Origin of the sequence: Bradyrhizobium sp. BRP19 (assembly GCF_020194195.1) — a bacterium.
Lineage (GTDB): Bacteria > Pseudomonadota > Alphaproteobacteria > Rhizobiales > Xanthobacteraceae > Bradyrhizobium > Bradyrhizobium yuanmingense.
Map to the genome: position 1 here is coordinate 131,135 of NZ_JADYVZ010000008.1, position 20,431 is coordinate 151,565.

Here is a 20,431-nt window from a genome sequence, read left to right on the forward strand (position 1 = left end):
AGAATCATGTCCGCCAAGCTCGATCGCCGCCACTTCATCGCCACCGGTACCAGTGCACTGGCGATGCCGTTCGTCGCGCGCGGCGCATCGGCGCAGGGCGGCTGGCCGGCGCGGCAAATTCGCATGATCTGCAGCTATCCCGCCGGCGGCCAGACCGACCTGCTCGCGCGCGCCTATGGCGAGTTCATCTCCAAGCAGGTCGGCAAGACCGTCGTCATCGAGAACAAGCCCGGCGCCTCCGGCGCGATCGGGACGGCGGAAGTCGCCCGCGCCGAGCCCGACGGCCACACCATCCTGTGCTCGATCTCGACCACCTACATCATGAACCGGGTGGTGATGAAAAATCCCGGCTACGACATGGACAAGGATCTGACGCTCGTCAGCGTCATTCCCGGCGCGGGCCTGTTGCTGGTCGCGAACCCGAAAACCGGGGTCAAGACGCTGGAGGATTTCGTCGCCTTCGCGCGCAAGAGCGGCAAGGTGAATTTCGGCACCTACAGCGCGGGCTCGGCCCCGCACATGACCGTCAACGAGCTCAACAAGCAGTATGGTCTCAACATCGAGCCGGTGCATTATCGCGGCGAGGCGCCGATGTGGACGGGAATGCTGGAAGGCACCCTCGATGCCGCGATGGGCAGCTACACGGCCGCGCAGTCGGTCCTGCAAAGCGACCGCGGCACGGTGTTCGCCGTGCATTCGAAGAAGGTCGATGCGATCCCCGCGATCAAGACCCTTCCCGAGCAGGGCGCGACGTCGAAATTCTTCACCGTGAGCGGATTTACCGGCTGGGCCGTGCCCAAGGCGACGCCGCAAGCCGTCGTCGACCGCCTGGCCGAGCTCTGCGTCGCCGCCAACACCGATCCGAAAGTGAAGGAGGTTCTCTCGACTTTCGTGCTCGAGCCCGCAATCGGCTTCAAGGAGACTAATGCGCTGTACCAGCGCGAGCTGCCGATCTGGATCGAGAGCGCGAAGTCGTTGGGCCTCGAGCCGGCCTGATCAGAAAGTTGGGCGCATCAGGAGGACGGCCTCGCCGCTTCTGGAAAAACCGCGTCTAATGCTCGCCCGAGCTCGCCGCGCCCTGCTGTGCCTTGTGGATCGAGGACGGCACCACGCCGAAGTATTTTCGGAACACCCGGCTGAAATGCGATGAGCTGGAGAACCCCCAGGAGAAGGCGACGTCGGTAATGGTCTTGCCGGCGTGGGCCTCGAGCTCCTGGCGGCAGTTCTGCAGCCGCGCCTGCCAGATGTAGTCGCTCACCGTGGTGCCGCGCTCCGAGAACAGCATGTGCAGATAGCGCTTGGAGCAACCGAGCTCGGCCGAGATCTGGTCGATGCACAGATCCGGGTCGCGCAAGTGCTCCCGGATGAAGAACTGCGCGCGCACATACATCGCTTCGGGCCCGACACGATCGAACATCGTGTCGGCTTCGCGCAGCGGCAGCAGCAACAGGTCGATCAGCGAATCGGCGACGCCGACCGCGCTGTTGGCCGACAGCTTTGCCGCCTCGTCGAAGGTGGCATGGACGAAATCGTGGGCGATCCGCCCGGTCCCCGTCTTCGCCGTCAATTTGCACGCCGGCATCCGCTGCGACGGGAATCCGCGGTCGCGCAGCAGCGCCTTCGGCACGATCACCACGTCATGACGGGTAAAGGCAGGACTGATGATCGAATGCGGACAGGAGACGTCATAGGCGATGATGTCGCCCGGATTGATCTCGATGTGACGGCCTTCTTGTTCGAAATAAGACACGCCGTAGGTCTGGAAGTGGATTTTTATGTACGGGTGTTCATTGGCCTTGGCGCGCGCCAGCGTGTGCGCGATGCGATGCTGGCTGACCTCGATCTGGCAGAGCTTCAGGCGCGAGACCGTGGTGTAATCGATGCGACCTTCGAGCGAGGACGCTTCCAGCGGATCGACGTCGAAATGCCCGCACAGGCTCGTGAGCCCGTCGATCCAGCTCTGGATCTGCCGCTTCGGCGTCATCCCGGTCGTCGAGAGCGTGTGAATGGTGTCGGACATTAATCCAGCCACTGATTTGATCCGGAGGTTCGGCGCGAATCGCAACCAGCGCTGCCGGAGCCCTCAGCCGTGATTGCGTGACGTTTACCTCGCATTTGAGCGGTCTCTTGCAACGAGCGCCATCGTTCCATTGCCACTCTTGAAACTTAATCCTCCGCCTTAGTTGCAGCGCCGTCAAGGGGAACCTGAGCGCCGAGGCGGCCTCGAGGGCGCACCGAAGCCGCTGAATTCGCTACTGCAAAATCAAAATCTTCACCTCCGTGCGCTGTCGAGCAAACCGCCTTCGCTCTTGGGCAAGTTTCCCGATGGCGAAGCCGTTAGGGATTGCGGCAGGAACAACAAGAACGGGCCGCTCCTGCACGTGGACCCGTGGCTCTCATCAGGAGGAGGAAACAGCACAGCATCGTTTCTGGTCCCCACGCGACCGCCCTGCACGAGCAGACGCCGGACGAGAAGCCCGGCGATTGAGCAATGCTTCGGAAATAATAAACGAGACCAACGGAGGAATGACTATGCGCAAGGTGCTTCTGGCGACCTGTCTTGGTTCGGCGGCGGCTCTCGCCGTCGGCAGCGCTTCAGCAAATGACGAGCTGATCAAGATGTCGCAAAACCCGAAAGACTGGGTGATGCCGGCGGGCGACTACGCCAATACCCGCTATTCGAAGCTAAACCAGATCAACGCACAGAATGTCGGGAAACTCCAAGTTGCCTGGACCTTCTCGACCGGCGTACTGCGTGGCCACGAAGGCGGCCCGCTGATCATCGGCAACATGATGTACGTCCATACGCCGTTCCCGAACAAGGTCTACGCCATTGACCTTTCGCAAGAGAACAAGATCGTTTGGAAATACGAGCCGAAGCAGGATCCCAACGTCATCCCCGTTATGTGCTGCGACACCGTCAACCGCGGCCTGTCCTATGGCGACGGCAAGATCATCCTGCATCAGGCCGACACCAACCTCGTCGCGCTCGACGCCAAGACCGGCCAGGTGGCCTGGTCGGCGACCAACGGCAATCCCGCGAAGGGCGAGACCGGCACGTCGGCCGCGCTGGTCGTCAAGGACAAGGTCCTGGTCGGCATCTCCGGCGGCGAGTTCGGCGTGCAGTGCCATGTCACCGCATACGACCTCAAATCCGGCAAGCAGGTCTGGCGCGCCTATTCCACGGGCCCGGACGATCAGATCAAGGTCGATCCGGCGAAGACGACCTCGCTCGGCAAGCCCGTCGGCCCGGACTCTTCGCTGAAGTCCTGGCAGGGCGATCAGTGGAAAATCGGCGGCGGCTGCACCTGGGGCTGGCTCTCCTACGATCCCGCTCTGAACCTTGTCTATTACGGGTCGGGCAATCCCTCGACCTGGAACCCGAAGCAGCGTCCCGGCGACAACAAATGGTCGATGGCGATCTTCGCCCGCGATGCCGACACCGGCATGGCGAAGTGGGTCTACCAGATGACGCCCCACGACGAATGGGACTATGACGGCGTCAACGAAATGATCCTCAGCGATCAGCAGATCAACGGTCAGAACCGCAAGCTGCTGACGCACTTCGACCGCAACGGCCTCGCCTACACGATGGACCGCGAGAGCGGCGAACTGCTGGTCGCCGAGAAGTACGACCCGAAGGTGAACTGGACCAGCGGCGTCGACATGGACAAGAACTCGCCGACCTACGGCCGTCCCAAGGTCGTCGCACAATACTCGACCGAGCACGGCGGAGAGGACAAGAACACAAAGGGCATCTGCCCGGCCGCGCTCGGCACCAAGGACCAGCAGCCGGCAGCCTACTCGCCGGACACGCAGCTGTTCTACGTTCCGACCAACCACGTCTGCATGGACTATGAGCCGTTCAAGGTGAGCTACACCGCGGGTCAGCCCTATGTGGGTGCGACGCTCTCGATGTATCCGCCGCAGGGCGAAAGCCACATGGGCAACTTCATCGCCTGGGACAACAAGACCGGCAAGATCGTCTGGTCGAACAAAGAGCAGTTCTCGGTCTGGTCGGGTGCGCTCGCAACCGCCGGGGGCGTGGTGTTCTACGGCACGCTCGAAGGCTACCTGAAGGCGGTCGACGCCAAGACCGGCAAGGAGCTCTACAAGTTCAAGACTCCCTCCGGCATCATCGGCAACGTCACCACCTATGAGAACAATGGCAAGCAATACATTGCCATTCTCTCCGGCGTGGGTGGCTGGGCCGGCATTGGTCTCGCGGCAGGCCTGACCGACCCGACCGCAGGCCTCGGTGCGGTCGGCGGCTACGCGGCCCTCAGCAACTACACGGCGCTCGGCGGTACCCTGACCGTGTTCTCGCTGCCGAACTAAACCCGTCAGCATCGCTCCGGCGCGTGGATCGCTCCACGCGCCGGCTCGTCTCCACCGAATGCCGACCGAGGAACAATCTCTTGCGTCAAATCTGCTCTGTCATTGCTGTGATGATGATCTTCGTTGTGTCCGGAGGAAGCGCGGTCGCAGAGGGTCCGGGTGACCCGACCGCCGTGAAGAAGGAAGACGACGGAAAGTGGCTCGATAAGGACGGAAACCCGACCTACAAGATTTCGGCCGACGGCACCGTGGACTGGTTCACCTATTCCGGATACCGCCGCTATCATTCGGACTGTCACGTGTGTCACGGCCCCGACGGCATGGGATCGACATACGCGCCGGCGCTGAGGGATTCCGTGAAGTCGATGAGCTACGGCGACTTCCTCGGCGTGGTCGCCTCCGGCCGCAAGAACATCTCGGCCGCGCAGGAGAACGTCATGCCGGCCTTCGGCGACAACCCGAACGTCGCCTGCTACATGGACGATCTCTACGTCTATCTCCGCGCGCGCTCCACCGACGCCTTGGGCCGGCAGCGTCCTGCGAAAAAGGAGGAGAAGACGGAGGCCTATACCCAGGCTGAAGACGCCTGCATGGGCAAGAAATGAACGTTACGAGGGCTGCCAGGACTACTTCTTGGCGCCTGATGAGAACTTGAGGAGCTACCGATGAAGACACGTGCCGCCGTTGCTTTCGAAGCCAAGAAGCCGCTCGAGATCGTCGAGGTCGATCTGGAAGGCCCGAAGGCCGGCGAAGTCCTAGTCGAGATCAAGGCGACGGGCATCTGCCATACCGACGCCTACACGCTCGACGGCTTCGACAGCGAGGGAATCTTCCCGTCGATCCTGGGACATGAGGGAGCCGGCATCATCCGCGAGATCGGCCCCGGCGTGACCTCGGTGAAACCGGGCGATCACGTCATCCCGCTCTACACGCCGGAATGCCGGCAGTGCAAAAGCTGCCTCAGCCAGAAAACCAATCTCTGCACCGCGATCCGCGCGACGCAGGGCAAGGGCGTGATGCCCGACGGCACCAGCCGTTTCTCCTACAAGGGCAAGCCGATCTACCACTACATGGGTTGCTCGACCTTCTCGAACTTCACCGTGCTGCCCGAGATCGCGGTCGCCAAGATCCGCGAGGACGCGCCGTTCGACAAGAGCTGCTACATCGGCTGCGGCGTCACCACCGGCGTCGGCGCCGTCGTCAACACCGCCAAGGTGACGCCGGGCTCCAACGTGGTCGTGTTCGGCCTCGGCGGCATCGGCCTCAACGTCATCCAGGGTGCCAAGATGGCCGGCGCCGACAAGATCATCGGCGTCGACATCAACGATTCCAAGGAGGAATGGGGTCGCAGGTTCGGCATGACCGACTTCGTCAACCCGAAGAAGATCACCGGCGACATCGTTCAGCACCTCGTCGGCCTCACCGACGGCGGCGCCGACTACACCTTCGACTGCACCGGCAACACCACCGTGATGCGCCAGGCACTGGAGGCCTGCCATCGCGGCTGGGGCACCTCGATCATCATCGGCGTCGCCGAGGCCGGCAAGGAGATCGCCACCCGCCCGTTCCAGCTCGTCACCGGCCGCAACTGGCGCGGCACGGCCTTCGGCGGCGCGCGCGGGCGCACCGACGTGCCGAAGATCGTCGACTGGTACATGAACGGAAAGATCCAGATCGATCCGATGATCACCCACGTGCTCAAGCTCGAGGAGATCAACAAGGGCTTTGACCTCATGCACGAGGGCAAATCCATCCGTTCAGTCGTCGTGTTCTAGCTCGAAAACGTCACACCAAGGAGGATCGACCATGACTGTTGCACTCCATCCCTCGATCGACAACGGCATCAAGCAAGGCAGCGGCAGCTTCGCCGGCGGCACGCTGGCCTGCAAATGCAGCGACCACCCGGTGAAGGTCGGCATCAAGGGCGACGTCGCCCACAATCACGCCTGTGGCTGCACCAAGTGCTGGAAGCCGCAGGGCGCGACCTTCTCCGTCGTCGCCGTCGTGCCGCGACAGAACGTCACCGTGCTCGAGAACGGCGACAAGCTCCAGATCGTCGACCCCTCCGCGGTGATCCAGCGTTACGCCTGCAAGGTCTGCGGCACGCACATGTACGGCCGGATCGAGAACAAGAACCATCCGTTCTACGGCCTCGACTTCATCCATCCCGAACTGTTCCAGGAGCAGGGCTCGCAGGCGCCGCAATTCGCCGCCTTCGTTTCCTCCGTGATCGAATCGGGTGTGAAGCCCGAGCAGATGGCCGGCATCCGTTCGCGGCTGAAGGAGATCGGCCTCGAGCCCTATGACTGCCTGTCCCCGCCCCTGATGGACGCGATCGCGACCCATGTCGCGAAGGCCAAAGCCGCTTAGGAAGACTGCCTGGACGCCCGCCTGAACTGGCCGGCCGCCGGATCTTGGCTACACCATCTGGAGCTCGCTGGCGTTCGTTGCCGCCAGCGAGCCTCACGGGTCCCCGCTGCCGGGACCACCGCGGCGCGATACCGCCGCTTCTGCACCACGCGTGGGTGAGGACCATCGGCTCCTCAGTCCTGGTCTCTGAATGACTGCGCAGGACCGTCCGCTTCCTGCTTGAAGTTCGCGGTGCTCTGCGTTCTCCCTCCCTCGACTGAGGCCTACTGCTTCGTCCGTTCGGTGCAGCCGGCGGACGAAGCTTTTTTCGTTGCGCCCATTTGATGCGCAACGTGGCGGATGACGCGCCCTGCTTTTGACAAACCGTCGATGCAATCTTTTCCCGGTGAGAACACTCGGCTGTGAACGCCGGGTCGGCGCGATCTCTGCTAGGGTCGCGCCGTCACGATGCCGCACGACGTACAATCAATTAAGAAGAAAACGGGAGGTATCGAGCACATCCAGACATCGCTACCTGCGTTCCTGCCTCCCTCCGGGATTTGCCCGCGCGGGACTACGGCGGGATGTGGCGAGACGACGCACGAGCGGTCGCCGACCGGCGTCGGCGGACTTTGAATTTGGCATGCTTATGAAGAGCGAGGCACGATCATGATCAAGGTGAAGATCAACGGCCAGGAACAGAGCTGGGACGGTGACCCGGATCTCCCGCTACTCTGGTTCCTGCGTGACGAGGCCGGTCTCACCGGCACCAAATACGGCTGCGGCCAGGCCCTGTGCGGCTCCTGCACGGTCATCGTCGACAAGCAAGCGGTGCGCGCCTGCATCACGTCCGTCAACGACGTCGCCGGACGCGAGGTCACCACGATCGAAGGCCTGCATCCGAACGGCGATCACCCGGTGCAGAAGGCGTGGCGTCAGGTCAACGTGCCCCAATGCGGCTTCTGCCAGGCCGGCCAGATCATGCAGGCCGCGGCGCTTCTGATGGAGAATCCCAAACCCTCGCACGACCAGATCCGCGAGGCGATGTCCGGCAACATCTGCCGTTGCGGCTGCTATCAGCGCATCGAGAATGCCGTCCATCTCGCATCGACGGGAGTGTGACATGAACTTCATCGACAATCCCCGCAAGCTTCGCGGCTTCGAAAAGCACATCAAGGTCGAGAAGGTGTCGCGCCGCAGCATCCTGAAGGGGCTCGGCGTCACCGGCGGCTTCGTGCTCGCCGCCCCCGTGATGTCGCGCCAGGCGCTCGCCTATGAGACCGGCGCCGGCAAGATGCCGCACGGCGTCGTGGTCGATCCGCGCGTGTTCGTTTCGGTAGGCGCGGATGGCATCGTCACCATCGTCGGGCATCGTTCGGAAATGGGCACCGGCGTGCGCACCAGCCTGCCGCTGATCGTGGCCGAGGAGATGGAGGCCGACTGGTCCAGGGTCAAGGTGCAGCAAGCCCATGGCGACGAGGTCAAGTTCGGCAACCAGGACACCGACGGCTCGCGCAGCACGCGGCATTATCTGATCCCAATGCGCCAGATCGGCGCCTCCGCCCGCACGATGCTGGAGCAGGCCGCGGCCAAGCGCTGGGGCGTGCCGGCGACCGAGGTCAAGGCGGTCAACCACGAGGTCGTGCACAGCGCCAGCGGGCGCAAGCTCGGCTTCGGCGAGCTCGCTGCCGACGCCGCCAAGGAATCGGTGCCGAGCGTCGAGGGCCTCAAGCTGAAGGACCCCAAGAACTTCCGCTATCTCGGCAAGGGCCAGATCGGCATCGTCGATCTCCACGACATCACCACCGGCAAGGCGAACTACGGCGCCGACGTGCGGCTGCCCGGCATGAAATATGCCGTGATCGCCCGTCCGCCGGTGACCGGCGGCAAACTGGTCAAGTTCGAGCCGGCGGAGGCGCTGAAGGTCCCCGGTGTCGAGAAGGTGATGCAGGTGCGCGGCTGGCCGTGGCCCTCGAAATTCCAGCCGCTCGGCGGCGTCGCGGTGATCGCGCGCAACACAGGCGCGGCGATCAAGGGCCGCGACGCGCTGAAGCTGACCTGGGACGACGGTCCCAACGGCAAGTACGACTCCGTCGCCTACCGCAAGGAGCTCGAGGAGGCCTCGCGCAAGCCGGGGCTCGTGCTGCGCAAGGAGGGCGATGCGGACGCTGCCCTGAAGAGCGCCGACAAGGTGATCGTCGGCGAATATTACCTTCCGCATCTCGCCCATGTCGCCATGGAGACGCCGGTGGCGGTCGCGGACGTCAAGGGCGACAGGGCCGAGATCTGGGCGCCGGTGCAGAGCCCCGGCGGCACCCGCGAGGACGTCGCCAAGACGCTCGGCATTCCCGAGGCCAACGTCACGGTCAACGTGACGCTGCTCGGCGGCGGGTTCGGACGCAAGTCGAAATGCGACTTTGCGCTCGAAGCCGCGCTGCTCTCGAAGGAGCTCGGTGCTCCGGTGAAGGTGCAGTGGACGCGGGAGGACGACATCCACAACGGCTTCCTGCACACCGTCTCGGTCGAGCGGATCGAGGCCGGCCTCGACAAGAGCGGCAAGGTGATCGCCTGGCGCCACCGCAGCGTGGCTCCCAGCATCGCCTCGACCTTTGCCGCCGGCACGGTGCATCAGGCGCCGTTCGAGATCGGCATGGGCCTGGTCGATATGCCGTTCGAGATCGCGAACATCTCGTGCGAGAACCCGGAAGCCGCGGCGTTCACCCGCATCGGCTGGTTCCGCGCGGTCTCGAACATCCCGCGCGCCTTCGCCGTCCAGTCGATGGTCGGCGAGATCGCGCAGGCAACGGGCCGCGACCAGAAAGAGATGCTGCTCGAGCTGATCGGCTCGCCTCGCATCGTCAAGCCCAACGTGAAGGACCTATGGAATTACGGCGAGCCCCAGGACAGCTACCCGATCGACACCGCGCGCCTGCGCAAGGTGGTCGAGCTGGTCGCCGAGAAGGGCGAATGGGGACGAAAGGTGCCGAAGGGCCACGGTCTCGGCATCGCCGTGCACCGCAGCTTCGTCAGCTACATCGCGACCATCGTCGAGGTCGCCGTCGACGACAAGGGCAAGCTGACGGTGCCGCGGGTCGACACGGCGATCGATTGCGGCACCTATGTCAACCCCGAGCGCATCGCTTCGCAGATCGAGGGCGCGGCGATCATGGGGCTTAGTCTCGCCAAATACGGCGAGATCACCTTCAAGGACGGCAAGGTGCAGCAGAAGAATTTTGACGACTTCCAGGTCGTCAGGATGGACGACTCGCCTGTGGTGACCAATGTCTACATCGTGCCGCCCGGACCCGACACGCCGCCGAGCGGCGTCGGCGAGCCCGGCGTCCCTCCGTTCGCGCCAGCCCTGATCAACGCGATCTTCGCAGCGACGGGAAAACGCATCCGCGCGCTTCCGATCGGCAAGCAATTGGAGGCGTGAGACGGAACCGAAGTGCGAGGCGGAACACAAGCCGCCTCGCGCCGTTTCCATCGATCTGACAGGAGACAGATCGATGACCAACATCTCAAGGGCGCTCGCGGTCTCGCTGTCGGGCGCCTTTCTTTTGACCGCCGCGGGCGCATTCGCCCAGAGCAACACGACGCCGCCGACCACCGCGACGCGCCCCACCGGCCCCGACCAGACTTCGCTGCCGAACGCCAATGCCCCGCCCGCCACCACCAACCAGACCACCGGGCAGCACAATCCGGATCCCAAGATTCGCGAGATGAACCAGAAGGAGAAGGATAAGGTCGAGCGCGAGGGGAAGTAGCTATCTGGCGCTGCGCAAACAAATGCGGCGGATGTTGCCATCCGCCGCATTCGCCACCCCCCGCTGCTCCGCTTCTTTCGATCCGCCCGCGGAGCTATTTCTTCAGCGCGAAGACCCAGACGACGCCGCCCTGCGGCACGTTGGCTTCAATGCCGATATTGTTGGTCACGAGTGCATCCTGGATGCGCTGCGCGTCGACGCCCCAGCCCGACTGGATCGCGATGTATTGCGTGCCGTCGATCTCATATGACACCGGCATGCCGACGATGCCGGAGTTGGTCTTCTGCTCCCACAACAGTTCGCCCGTCTTGGCGTGGAAGGCGCGGAAATAGCGGTCGTTGGTCCCGCCGACGAAGACGAGATCGCCAGCGGTCGCGGTGACCGATCCGAACAGATGCGACTTGGGGAAGTTGTGCTGCCAGACCTTCTTTCCGGTTGCGGGATCCCAGGCCTGGAGCTCGCCAAAATGATCCGCGCCCGGCTTTGTCTTCAGGCCGATGTCTTCCGGCTTGGTGCCGAGCCAGAGCTCGCCCGGCTTGAGTGGCACTTTCTCGCCGGTAAAGCCGCCGCAGAAATTCTCGTTGGCAGGCACGTAGACGAGGCCGGTCCTCTGGCTGTAGGCCGCCGATGGCCAATCCTTGCCGCCCCACAGCGAGGGACAGAACTCGACGCGCTTGCCGATCACCGGCTTGTGCGCTGGATCCACGATCGGCTTGCCGGTCTCGTCGATGCCCTTCCAGACGTCAGTGAAGACGAACGGCCATCCGGCGACGTAATTGATCTTGGTCGGAGTCCGCTCCAGCACCCAGAAGATCGCGTCGCGGCCGGGATGGACCAGGCTCTTGATGGTGCGGCCGTTGCGTTGCAAATCGATCAGCATCGGCGCGTCGACCTCATCCCAATCCCAGGAATCGTTCTGGTGGTATTGGTGATAGGCCTTGATCTTGCCAGTGTCGGGATCGAGCGCGAGCACCGAGGCTGTGTAGAGATTGTCGCCGGGATGCGAGTCGCCGGGCCATGGCGCGGCATTGCCGACACCCCAATAGATCGTCCTGGTCTCCTTGTCGTAATTGCCTGTCATCCAGGCCGACCCGCCGCCGTTCTTCCAGTCGTCGCCTTGCCAGGTGTCATGACCGGGCTCGCCTTCACCGGGGATGGTGTAGGTCCGCCACAACTCTTTGCCCTCCTTGGCATCATAAGCAACGATATAGCCACGCACGCCGAACTCGCCGCCGGAGCCGCCGACAATGACCTTACCGTCGACGATCAAGGGCATCAGGGTGAGGTACTGCCCCTTCCTGTAGTCCTGCACCTTCGTGTCCCACAGCACCTTGCCGGTCTTGGCATCGAGCGCGACCACGTGGTCGTCCGTGGTGGCGAGGTAGAGCTTGTCCTCCCACAGACCAACGCCGCGGTTGGTCGGATGCAGCTGGAACAGATCGTCAGGAAGCTGCCGCTTGTAGCGCCAGTATTCGTCGCCGGTCTTCGCATTCAGCGCGATCACCTGGCCCATTGGGGTCGTCACGAACATCACGCCATTGTTGACGATCGGCGGGGCCTGATGGCCTTCGACCACGCCAGTGGAAAAGGTCCAGACCGGTGTGAGGTTCTTCACGTTGGAGGTGTTGATCTGATCGAGCGGGCTATAGCCGTGCCCGTCATAGGTGCGCCGGTAAAGCATCCAGTTGTGGGGCTCGGGGTTTTCCAGCCGCTGCGCGGTGACCGGAGAATAACTCTCGATCGGCCCCGATAGAGCGGCGGTTGAGGCAAGACACGTGAAGGCGACCAAGCCGGACAGTAACCATTGCTTCCTGATCATGGAAGTTTTCATGGACGTTCCCCTTTTCATCCGCTTGAATTCTTGTTGTGAATTCTTGTTGTGAATTCTTGTCGTTCGTCCCGTCTTCCGCCCTTCGGCGGTGGCGGCTAGTCGTGAGGCGGGCCCAGCCCGCAACCGTCCATCATCCTGGCTGTGTGCCACCTACCTTTCCCATGAAATTGCCGGCGACGCTGAGCGAACCATCAGCGAGCGCCAGCGGCAGCGCTGCTAGCCGCCGCGGCGCCGGCCCGAACACGACCTGCGCGCCCGCGCGGGGATCGAATTCGGAGTTGTGGCACATGCACTTGAAAACCTCCTTGTCGCCGACATCGCTCTTCACCCAGGCGGTGACGGGACAGCCGGCATGCGAGCAGATCGCCGAATAGGCGATGATGCCGTCGACGGCGCGCGCGCGAGTCTTCTCGTCGAGGTCGGCGGGATCGAGCTTGATGATCAGGATTTCGTTGAGCCGCGAGGCGCTGCGCACCACCGATGTGGTGGGGTCCTTCGGCCAGGCATGGATCGGCGGTCCACCGACCCGTAGATCAGCCACAGTGATGAGCTTTCCCTCCTGGTCACCTTCGGAGAAGACGAGCAGATCGCCTTTCTGCGGCCGCTCATCCGAGCCGGGCGGATCCTCACCTGCGCGGGCCCTGGTTGAACAGCCGAGACACGCCGTCGTCGCCATCGCACCGAGCAGCAGGGATCGCCGTGTCTGTTCGGTGCCCGCTTGGACGTCGGGTTCCGTAGCATTTTCGGAAGATGATGAATGGGTATCGAACGATGCGCGAGCCATGCCCGCTAGCAGGCGCTGGAACTCTGCCGAAAACAAGGCGAAGACTTGGCGCCGCAGTGCATCAATATGGCTTTGCTCGCGTTGATTGCGTTGGAGTAAATGCGTTCAAGCGCGTTTTCGCGATTTCTACATCACGTTGCGCGAATGGCATGATGATTTCGCAGATCAGATCCGATGATTGCTGCGACGCCACGATGCGATGCGGAATCCCACGCAGGCATCGTGTCCTTCACGACCTGAGCACGTGACGCGGCGAAGCGATGCGGCCCGCAAGTGTTGCCGACGCCATCTCAAAGCTGTCGGCGATACGACGCGCCTTGTCGATGAAGAGTGCAGCCGCCGCCGGCGGGCAGACCTCGCGCGCGGTCTGCTCGAACAGGTCGAGCCAGCGATCGAAATGGCCGCAGGCCAGGCTGAGCGGCAGGTGTGCCCGCATCGGTGAGCCATGATAGCGGCCGCTCATCAGCACGACCGACGACCAGAAATCCCTGAGCTTGGCGAGATGCTCGTCCCAATTCTGCACGACGCCGAAGACGGGCCCCAACAGCGCGTCCTCGCGCACGCGTCCGTAGAAGCGGGTGACGAGTTCTCCAATCATCTCCTCGGTGATCCCGGTTCGCTCGATCGCATCCTGGGTCAACAGGCTCCGGCGCGCGGCCGCAGCTTCCCGCTCGGCCTTCAGTCGATCCGACATGTCTTTGCTATCCGTTCCGTTATCCCCGCAGGGCGCCCGTTCGACATTGTCGGGCCTATCGCACGCGGCGTCTTTGTCGCAGCGCAAATTGCGGGATCTGGCGGCGGACGCTAAGGCGCCCGCCGCCAATGCCTTCGTCAGGCGGAATAAGTGTAAAAGCCCTGCCCGGTCTTGCGGCCGAGATGGCCGGCATCGACCATCTCTTTCAGCAGCGGCGCTGGCCGATATTTAGGATCGTTGAAGCCCTTGTAAAAGACCTCCATCACCGAAAGCATGGTGTCGAGCCCGACGAGATCGGCAAGTGCGAGCGGCCCGATCGGATGGTTGCAGCCGAGCTTCATGCCCGCGTCGATCTCTTCCGCCGTCGCGATGCCCTCCTGGAGCGCGAAGATCGCCTCGTTGATCATCGGGCACAGGATGCGGTTGACGGCGAAGCCCGGGCTGTTCTTGGCCGTGATCGCCACTTTGCCGACGCGCTTGGCGAAATCCAGCGCCTTGGCATGGGTGTCGTCCGAGGTCTGCAGGCCGCGGATGAGTTCGAGCAGCGCCATCACCGGCACCGGGTTGAAGAAGTGCATGCCGATGAAGCGGTCGGGACGGTCGGTCGCGGCGGCGAGCTTGGTGATTGAGATCGAGGAGGTGTTGGTCGCGACCAGCGTGCGCGGCGACAGGGTGGCGCAGAGATCCTTCAGGATCTTGACCTTGAGCTCCTCGTTCTCGGTCGCGGCCTCGATGACGAGGTCGCAATCCGACAGCTTCGCCCGGTCCGTGGTGCCGGTGATGCGCTTGAGCGTCGCCTCGCGGTCGGCCGCCGACATCTTCTCTTTTTTGACCAGCCGCTCGAGGCTTCCGCCGACGGTCGAAAGGCCGCGGTTCACCGCCGCATCGGAAATATCGACCATTACGACCGAGAGGCCGGCGGCCGCGCAGACCTGCGCGATGCCGTTCCCCATGGTCCCTGCCCCGATGATGCCAACGGTCTGGATCATTGCGTCACATCCTTCATCCTTGCGGGCGCGCCAGTCGCAGCCCGGCTCCATTGTTCCTGCATTAGGGTCTAGCACCGCCATTGGGCCGGCGCGACCCGATCCTGTTCCTTAGCGCATCCGAGGCCGGAAGAAAGCCGCCCGCGGGGCCGCCAGGCGCCTCGATTGTCGGTCCCCGGCCGCGTCTATCGATCATCCTGAGCCCTTCTCCAACGGCTCCGGCGGGGTTGCCCACCCCCTGGCCCCTTGATTATGGCAGCGGCAGCAGCGAGAAGGGCGGCGCGGGGCTACCGCGGAACAGGGGCTTGCCCGAGACCGGATGAACGATTTCGCACGATCCATCGGTGCCGCCTTTGCGCTGATCGGCGACGCCGACACCGAGCTATTGGGCATCGTCGCCCTGTCGTTGCGGGTCAGCCTGACCGCCAGCATCCTGGCGCTCCTGATCGGCGCCCCCTTTGGAGCCCTGCTTGCGATCACCCGCTTCCGGGGACGCCAAATCATCATCATTCTGACCAATGCCCTGCTCGGGCTTCCGCCGGTCGTGGTCGGGCTCGCGCTCTATCTCTTGCTGTCGCGGTCCGGCCCGTTCGGGGCGGCGGGCTTGTTGTTCACGCCGGCCGCCATGGTGATCGCGCAGACGCTGCTGGCGACGCCGATCGTGGTGGCGCTGGTGCACCGGCCGGCAAGCCTGTTGTGGGCGGAGTATGGCGACCTGGCGCGGATCGACGGGCTGTCGGCCCTGCGCAGCATGGCCCTGCTGTTCGCGCTCGGCCGGACCTCGTTGCTGACGGCCTTTCTCGCCGCGTTCGGGCGCGCCATTGCGGAAGTCGGTGCCATCATCATCGTCGGTGGCAACATCCGCGGCTTCACCCGCACGATGACGACGGCGATCGCGCTGGAAACCAGCAAAGGCGAGCTGCCGCTGGCGCTCGGACTCGGGCTGATCCTGCTCGCTCTCAGCGTCGCGGTCTCGACCGTCGCCTTCGTCCTAGTTGGGCGCGTTGGGGAAAAATAGCTGCTCGCCACCGACCTTGTACCCGGCGATCGCTTGCTGCCCTTGCGGCGAAACCAGCCAGTCGACGAAAGCCTGTCCCTCCTTTGCCTTCACGTTCGGATGCTTTGCAGGATTGACCAGCATGACGCCGTACTGGTTGAAGAGCCGCTTGTCACCCTCGGTCAGGATGGCGAGTTCGCCACGGTTCTTGAACGACAGCCAGGTGCCGCGGTCCGACAGAAGGTAGGCATTCGACGACGAGGCCATGTTCAGCGCCGGACCCATGCCCTGGCCGATCTCCCGGTACCAAATGTCCTTGCCGGCACTGAGGTCGACGCCAGCCTCCTTCCATAGTCTCAGCTCGGCCGCATGCGTGCCGGACTTGTCGCCGCGCGAGATGAACGGCGCCTTTGCGGTCGCAATCTTGCGCAACGCCTCGGCCGCGTCCTTGCTGCCCGAGATCTGCGCCGGATCGCTCTTGGGGCCGATGATGACGAAGTCGTTGTACATGACGTCGAAGCGCTTCACGCCCTGCCCTTCGGACATGAACCTGTCCTCGGCAGGCCTGTCGTGGACGAACACCACGTCGGCATCGCCGCGCCGCCCGATGTCCAGCGCCTGGCCGGTGCCGACGGCGACGACCTTCACGCCGATGCCTTCGGCCTTCGAGAACAGCGGCAGCAGATGACCGAACAGCCCCGACTGTTCCGTCGAGGTGGTCGAAGCCACGGTGATGGTGCGATCCTGTGCGGATGCGATGGTGGACCAGAGCAGAACCGCGATGGTGACAAGCTTCCTCATGCGACGTCCTCGGCCAGACAATGACGGCTCTGAATAGCGGCTCGCGAGGATGGCGGGAACCCCAAGCTTCGGATCGCAACGAGAGTTGATGCGGGCGGTGCACCTCGTCTGGCAGAAAAAGCGCGCCGGCGCGCTAGGCACGCCTGCAAAACAAGAAGTGAAAAAACAACCCCATGCATAGTAGCGATGGGGTTGAAAGGCTTGAGCATTTCGGTGTTGCCGAAGACACGCTTGCGGCGTCGGGCAAAACAGGGGTATTATTGCGTCATCGGCTGCTGTGCGGGTTGCGTAACTCGGGCGGATGCGCGCTGGATGCGTGGATGTTCTGCAATTGGTCCTGCCTACGTTGACACGGATGTGACGGCCGGGGCAGGTTTTCACATTGCTGGCGAATCAGCGATTGCCTCACGCCGAGTACCTCTTGGACAACTCCCAGTGCTTTCGAGACTGATATCGTTGCTGCGCCGCATCCCTGCGGTGAACTGGGCGTTTTCCCGACTCCGGCCTATGCCGCACAGCGGCAACATTGAGGTCGCGCCGACCGTCACGGACGCTGCGCCCGCCATCATCGAAGACGTCGCGGTCCCGGCTCAAGCTCCAAGCGCCGAGATCAGCACCGCCCCGGTGCGCGACGACGCTGCCCCCGCCACCCAGGCTCTGGTCGCGGAGAACGATGCGGCTGTGTCTGTCGTCGCGGAGAATCCGTCCGACGAAATCCGTATCAGCGGGGACTCCTCTCCGGAGACCGTGACGGAAATCGAGGCGCCCGCGACGCCGCCAGCCTCCGAGGAGGTGCTGGCTGCATCGGTCGGTGCGGAGAGCGAGCCAGTTGCAGCCTCTGATCTCGCCATCGTTGATGATGATGCATCGCCTGCTGAGATTCCTACAGAGGTCGACTCCGCCGTCGTAGAAGAGGTTGTGATTTCGTCAGCGGAGGTCGCGACCGCCTTGACTGATGTCCCTGATGTCATCATCGAGGCAGCCTCCTCGCCCGACGTTTCCGCTGCCGTCGATCCGGTCGCCGTCGAAGAAGTCGAGCTTCTCCGCGCCGAGGCCGATAGCGTCACGACTGATGCCTCTGAAGCCAGCGCCGACAGCGAACCGGCGCTCGTTGTCGAAAGCCCGCAAGTCCCTACAAACGATGTTCCGCTCGCTGCGGCGACTAACGACTCCTTGAGCGGTGTCACCGATATCGAGCCGGCTCCGGCTCTCGCGTCTCCTTCGCCAGAGATCCGCAACGTCCCGAAAGTTCGCGCGAGAGCCGCAGAGCCCGCCGACCGCGCGGCGCTGATCCGGCAGCGCTGGGCGGAGAGCGGAATCAGGATGTGGAATCCGCGGCTGCACGGCACCGGCGAAGCCGCGCTGAACATCCAGGGAAGCATCGGGCTGCTGCCCCCGGCACCCGGCGAGACAATGCCGCGCTACGACAAGCTGGAATTCAGGATGCTCGGCGGACAGATCGTCTGTGAGGGCGTGATCGTCGAGGCACCGGTTCAGGCGAGCCATCGGAGCTTCACGCAGCTTGCCGAGCCGCGGACCAGCGAGCGCGTCCGCGAACCGGCGCGCGAGCGCCAGGCCGTCCTCGCCTGATCCGACCGTGGCCATGTGCTAGGCTGATGTCGCGCATGGGCGATAGCAGGCGGTAGCTGCAGCGATTTCGGGCGACCTGTGCCTGAGACGTGCGCACGCTGCGGCCGGATATCCTTAACGGGACCTCACCAATGCACGCGATCGGAAAATCGTAAGGCAGCGCGCAACCAGTGCTGGCCTGCCCGGGCCAGAATTGATCTAACGGCCCCTTTACCCCTGCCGTGCAAGATTGCCCACGTTTTTCAGGGGATCTGGGGCTCGTATTGCAATGCCTATTGCCGATTTGAAATCTCATCTTGCCGCCGCGATGCGATTGTTTCGCGTTCCCGCCGACAATCCGGACCTGACGCGGGCGCAGTTCGACGCCTTCTCCAAGCAGATCCCGCTGCTCTACTTCATCCTCATCAGCAACACGATTGCGGTCGCCTACACCTATGTGAACGTGGCGCCGGGCTGGCTGACGATGATCGTGCCGGCCGTGCTGACGGTGCTCGCGGGCTTGCGGACCTTCTGGTGGCTACGCCAGCGCCGGCTGGTGCGCAGCGATGCCGACATCCTGCGCAATCTGCGCGCCACCAACTGGCTGACCCTGCCGATCGGTGCCGGCTTCACCGCCTGGTCCTTCGCGCTCTACCCCTACGGCGATCCCTTCGCCAAGAGCCAGGTCGCGTTCTACATGGCGGTCACCGTGATCGGCTGCATCTTCTCGCTGATGCATCTGCGCTCGGCGGCGCTGATCGTGACGCTGATCGTCGACGTGCCCTATGTGCTGTTCTTCTTTGCCACGGGCGAGCCGACGCTGAAGGCGATCGCGGTCAACAACCTCCTGGTTTCCGCCGCGATGGTGACGGTGCTGTTCATCTACTACCGTGACTTCGCCGATCTCGTCGCCAGCCGCAAGTCGCTGCTCGCGCAACAGGCGGCGACGCAGGCGCTCTCTGACGAGAACTTCCGCCTTGCCAATCTCGATTCACTCACCGAGCTGCCGAACCGCCGCCGCTTCTTCGCCGAGCTGTCGAGCGCCTTCACCGATGCCGAACGCAGGAAAGTTCGGATCGCGGTCGGCATCATCGATCTCGACGGTTTCAAGCCGATCAACGACAATTACGGCCATTCGGTCGGAGACCGCGTCCTGATCGAGGCCGGCCGGCGCATCCGCGAGGTCTGCGAGGGCTTTGGTCCGCAGCGGGTCGAATTCGCCCGATTAGGCGGCGACGAGTTTGGCCTTGTCGTTTGCGGCGACCCCGACGATGCGGACCTGCTGCGGCTGGGCCAGCGCATTGGCGACCAGGTCAGGCTTCCCTACCAGCTCGACACCGCCCATACCGGGCTGTCCTGCTCGATCGGCTTTGCCTCGTTTCCCCAATCGGCAACGACCGCGGAAGCACTCTATGAGTGCGCCGACTATTCACTTTATCACGCCAAGCGCCATCTGCGCGGCCGCACCGTGATCTTCTCGAGCGAGCTCGAGGCCGAGATCCGCAGTCGCGGAGTCATCGAGAATCTGCTGCGCACCGCCGATTTCGGCACCGAGATGGACCTGGTGTTCCAGCCGATCGTCGATGCCATGAGCGAGCACACCGCCGGCTTCGAGGTTCTGGCGCGCTGGCGCAGCGCCCGCCTCGGCCTGGTCTCCCCGGCCGATTTCATTCCGGCCGCCGAGCGCATCGGACTGATCCGGCCGCTGACGCAAGCGCTGCTGGTGCGCGCGCTCGCCATCGCCAGGACATGGCCCGATCACATCCGCCTGTCGTTCAATCTCTCAGCCCACGATGTCTGTGCGGCGGAGGGCATCCTGCCGCTGATCTCGATCATCGAGAAGAGCGGGCTGCCGCCGCGCCGGATCGATTTCGAGATCACCGAGACCGCCGTCACCTTCGATTTCGTCCGCGCACAGCAATCGATCGCAACGCTGAAGGCAATGGGCTGCGGCATTTCGCTGGACGATTTCGGCACCGGCTATTCGTCGTTGAGCCACGTGCACCGGTTGCCGCTCGACAAGATCAAGGTCGACCGCAGCTTCGTTTCCGACATCAACGAGAATCCCGTCAGCCACAAGATCATCAAATCGCTCAGCGGTCTCTGCGACGACATGGAGATCGCCTGCGTCGTCGAGGGCGTCGAGACGCGTGCTCAGCTCGACACCTTGCGCCGCCTGGGATGCGACTTCATCCAGGGCTACTATTTCGCCAAGCCCATGCCGGCCGATGCGATTGGCGACCATCTTGCGAAGGAGAGCCGGCGCCTCGACGGCACCGGGACCAAGGTCGTGGCCTAAAGCGCGATGCGCGCTT

General features: G+C 63.7%; 17 protein-coding genes. 11 read left to right on the forward strand and 6 right to left on the reverse strand.

Features of this window, described 5'->3' with window-relative positions; all coding sequences use genetic code 11:
- Window positions 1–6: 6 nt before the first annotated feature.
- Window positions 7–996 (forward strand): tripartite tricarboxylate transporter substrate binding protein, encoded by a 990-nt coding sequence (locus I6F36_RS23820; RefSeq protein WP_225150390.1) that lies wholly within the window; start codon window positions 7–9, stop codon window positions 994–996.
- Between the two features lie 55 nt (window positions 997–1,051).
- Here I6F36_RS23820 and I6F36_RS23825 read toward each other — a convergent pair whose 3' ends face one another.
- Entirely contained in the window at window positions 1,052–2,020 is a 969-nt protein-coding gene (locus I6F36_RS23825; RefSeq protein ID WP_025037738.1) for a helix-turn-helix domain-containing protein, read from the reverse strand.
- A gap of 512 nt (window positions 2,021–2,532) precedes the next feature.
- Here I6F36_RS23825 and xoxF5 point away from each other — a divergent pair.
- The 7 genes from xoxF5 to I6F36_RS23860 all read left to right on the forward strand — a co-directional run bounded on the left by xoxF5 (window position 2,533) and on the right by I6F36_RS23860 (window position 10,454).
- Window positions 2,533–4,338, forward strand: a complete 1,806-nt coding sequence (gene xoxF5, locus I6F36_RS23830) for a lanthanide-dependent methanol dehydrogenase XoxF5 (RefSeq protein ID WP_036007949.1) — start codon at window positions 2,533–2,535, stop codon at window positions 4,336–4,338.
- Window positions 4,339–4,451: 113 nt separating this feature from the next.
- The gene (locus I6F36_RS23835) at window positions 4,452–4,943 is read left to right on the forward strand and encodes a c-type cytochrome, methanol metabolism-related (protein ID WP_036007993.1); all 492 of its coding nucleotides are present in this window, start codon (window positions 4,452–4,454) and stop codon (window positions 4,941–4,943) included.
- 60 nt (window positions 4,944–5,003) lie between these two features.
- Window positions 5,004–6,113 (forward strand): S-(hydroxymethyl)glutathione dehydrogenase/class III alcohol dehydrogenase, encoded by a 1,110-nt coding sequence (locus I6F36_RS23840; RefSeq protein ID WP_027574628.1) that lies wholly within the window; start codon window positions 5,004–5,006, stop codon window positions 6,111–6,113.
- 31 nt (window positions 6,114–6,144) lie between these two features.
- On the forward strand, window positions 6,145–6,708 hold the full coding sequence (gfa, locus tag I6F36_RS23845; RefSeq protein WP_225172292.1) for an S-(hydroxymethyl)glutathione synthase: 564 nt from the start codon (window positions 6,145–6,147) through the stop codon (window positions 6,706–6,708).
- A gap of 648 nt (window positions 6,709–7,356) precedes the next feature.
- Entirely contained in the window at window positions 7,357–7,809 is a 453-nt protein-coding gene (locus tag I6F36_RS23850) for a (2Fe-2S)-binding protein (protein WP_024342565.1), read from the forward strand.
- Between the two features lies 1 nt (window position 7,810).
- Entirely contained in the window at window positions 7,811–10,123 is a 2,313-nt protein-coding gene (locus tag I6F36_RS23855; protein ID WP_225172293.1) for a molybdopterin cofactor-binding domain-containing protein, read from the forward strand.
- Window positions 10,124–10,196: 73 nt separating this feature from the next.
- Complete coding sequence (locus tag I6F36_RS23860) at window positions 10,197–10,454, forward strand: hypothetical protein (RefSeq protein WP_036029352.1); 258 nt, start codon at window positions 10,197–10,199, stop codon at window positions 10,452–10,454.
- Between the two features lie 94 nt (window positions 10,455–10,548).
- Here the strand turns inward: I6F36_RS23860 and I6F36_RS23865 are convergent, their stop codons facing one another.
- From I6F36_RS23865 to I6F36_RS23880, 4 genes are all read right to left on the reverse strand, one after another.
- Window positions 10,549–12,273, reverse strand: coding sequence for a methanol/ethanol family PQQ-dependent dehydrogenase (locus I6F36_RS23865; RefSeq protein ID WP_085969009.1), 1,725 nt, complete (start codon window positions 12,271–12,273; stop codon window positions 10,549–10,551).
- 142 nt (window positions 12,274–12,415) lie between these two features.
- Window positions 12,416–13,069, reverse strand: coding sequence for a ubiquinol-cytochrome c reductase iron-sulfur subunit (locus I6F36_RS23870; RefSeq protein ID WP_225172294.1), 654 nt, complete (start codon window positions 13,067–13,069; stop codon window positions 12,416–12,418).
- A gap of 229 nt (window positions 13,070–13,298) precedes the next feature.
- Window positions 13,299–13,763 carry a group III truncated hemoglobin gene (locus tag I6F36_RS23875; RefSeq protein WP_225172295.1) on the reverse strand — a complete coding sequence of 155 codons (465 nt, stop codon included), beginning with the start codon at window positions 13,761–13,763 and terminating at the stop codon, window positions 13,299–13,301.
- 137 nt (window positions 13,764–13,900) lie between these two features.
- Complete coding sequence (locus I6F36_RS23880) at window positions 13,901–14,752, reverse strand: 3-hydroxybutyryl-CoA dehydrogenase (protein ID WP_036007996.1); 852 nt, start codon at window positions 14,750–14,752, stop codon at window positions 13,901–13,903.
- A 316-nt stretch (window positions 14,753–15,068) separates the two neighbouring features.
- Here I6F36_RS23880 and I6F36_RS23885 point away from each other — a divergent pair, with 316 nt between their 5' ends.
- Window positions 15,069–15,767, forward strand: coding sequence for an ABC transporter permease (locus I6F36_RS23885; protein WP_036007971.1), 699 nt, complete (start codon window positions 15,069–15,071; stop codon window positions 15,765–15,767).
- Here the strand turns inward: I6F36_RS23885 and I6F36_RS23890 are convergent.
- Window positions 15,741–16,547 (reverse strand): substrate-binding domain-containing protein, encoded by an 807-nt coding sequence (locus I6F36_RS23890; protein ID WP_225150386.1) that lies wholly within the window; start codon window positions 16,545–16,547, stop codon window positions 15,741–15,743. The genes I6F36_RS23885 and I6F36_RS23890 overlap by 27 nt on opposite strands.
- Window positions 16,548–17,003: 456 nt before the next feature.
- Between I6F36_RS23890 and I6F36_RS23895 the strand changes: the two genes are divergently transcribed.
- A complete protein-coding gene (locus tag I6F36_RS23895) occupies window positions 17,004–18,137 on the forward strand; it encodes a hypothetical protein (RefSeq protein WP_225114638.1) in 1,134 nt (377 codons plus the stop codon).
- Window positions 18,138–18,405: 268 nt separating this feature from the next.
- Complete coding sequence (locus I6F36_RS23900) at window positions 18,406–20,415, forward strand: bifunctional diguanylate cyclase/phosphodiesterase (protein WP_225172296.1); 2,010 nt, start codon at window positions 18,406–18,408, stop codon at window positions 20,413–20,415.
- The last annotated feature ends 16 nt before the right edge of the window (window positions 20,416–20,431 follow it).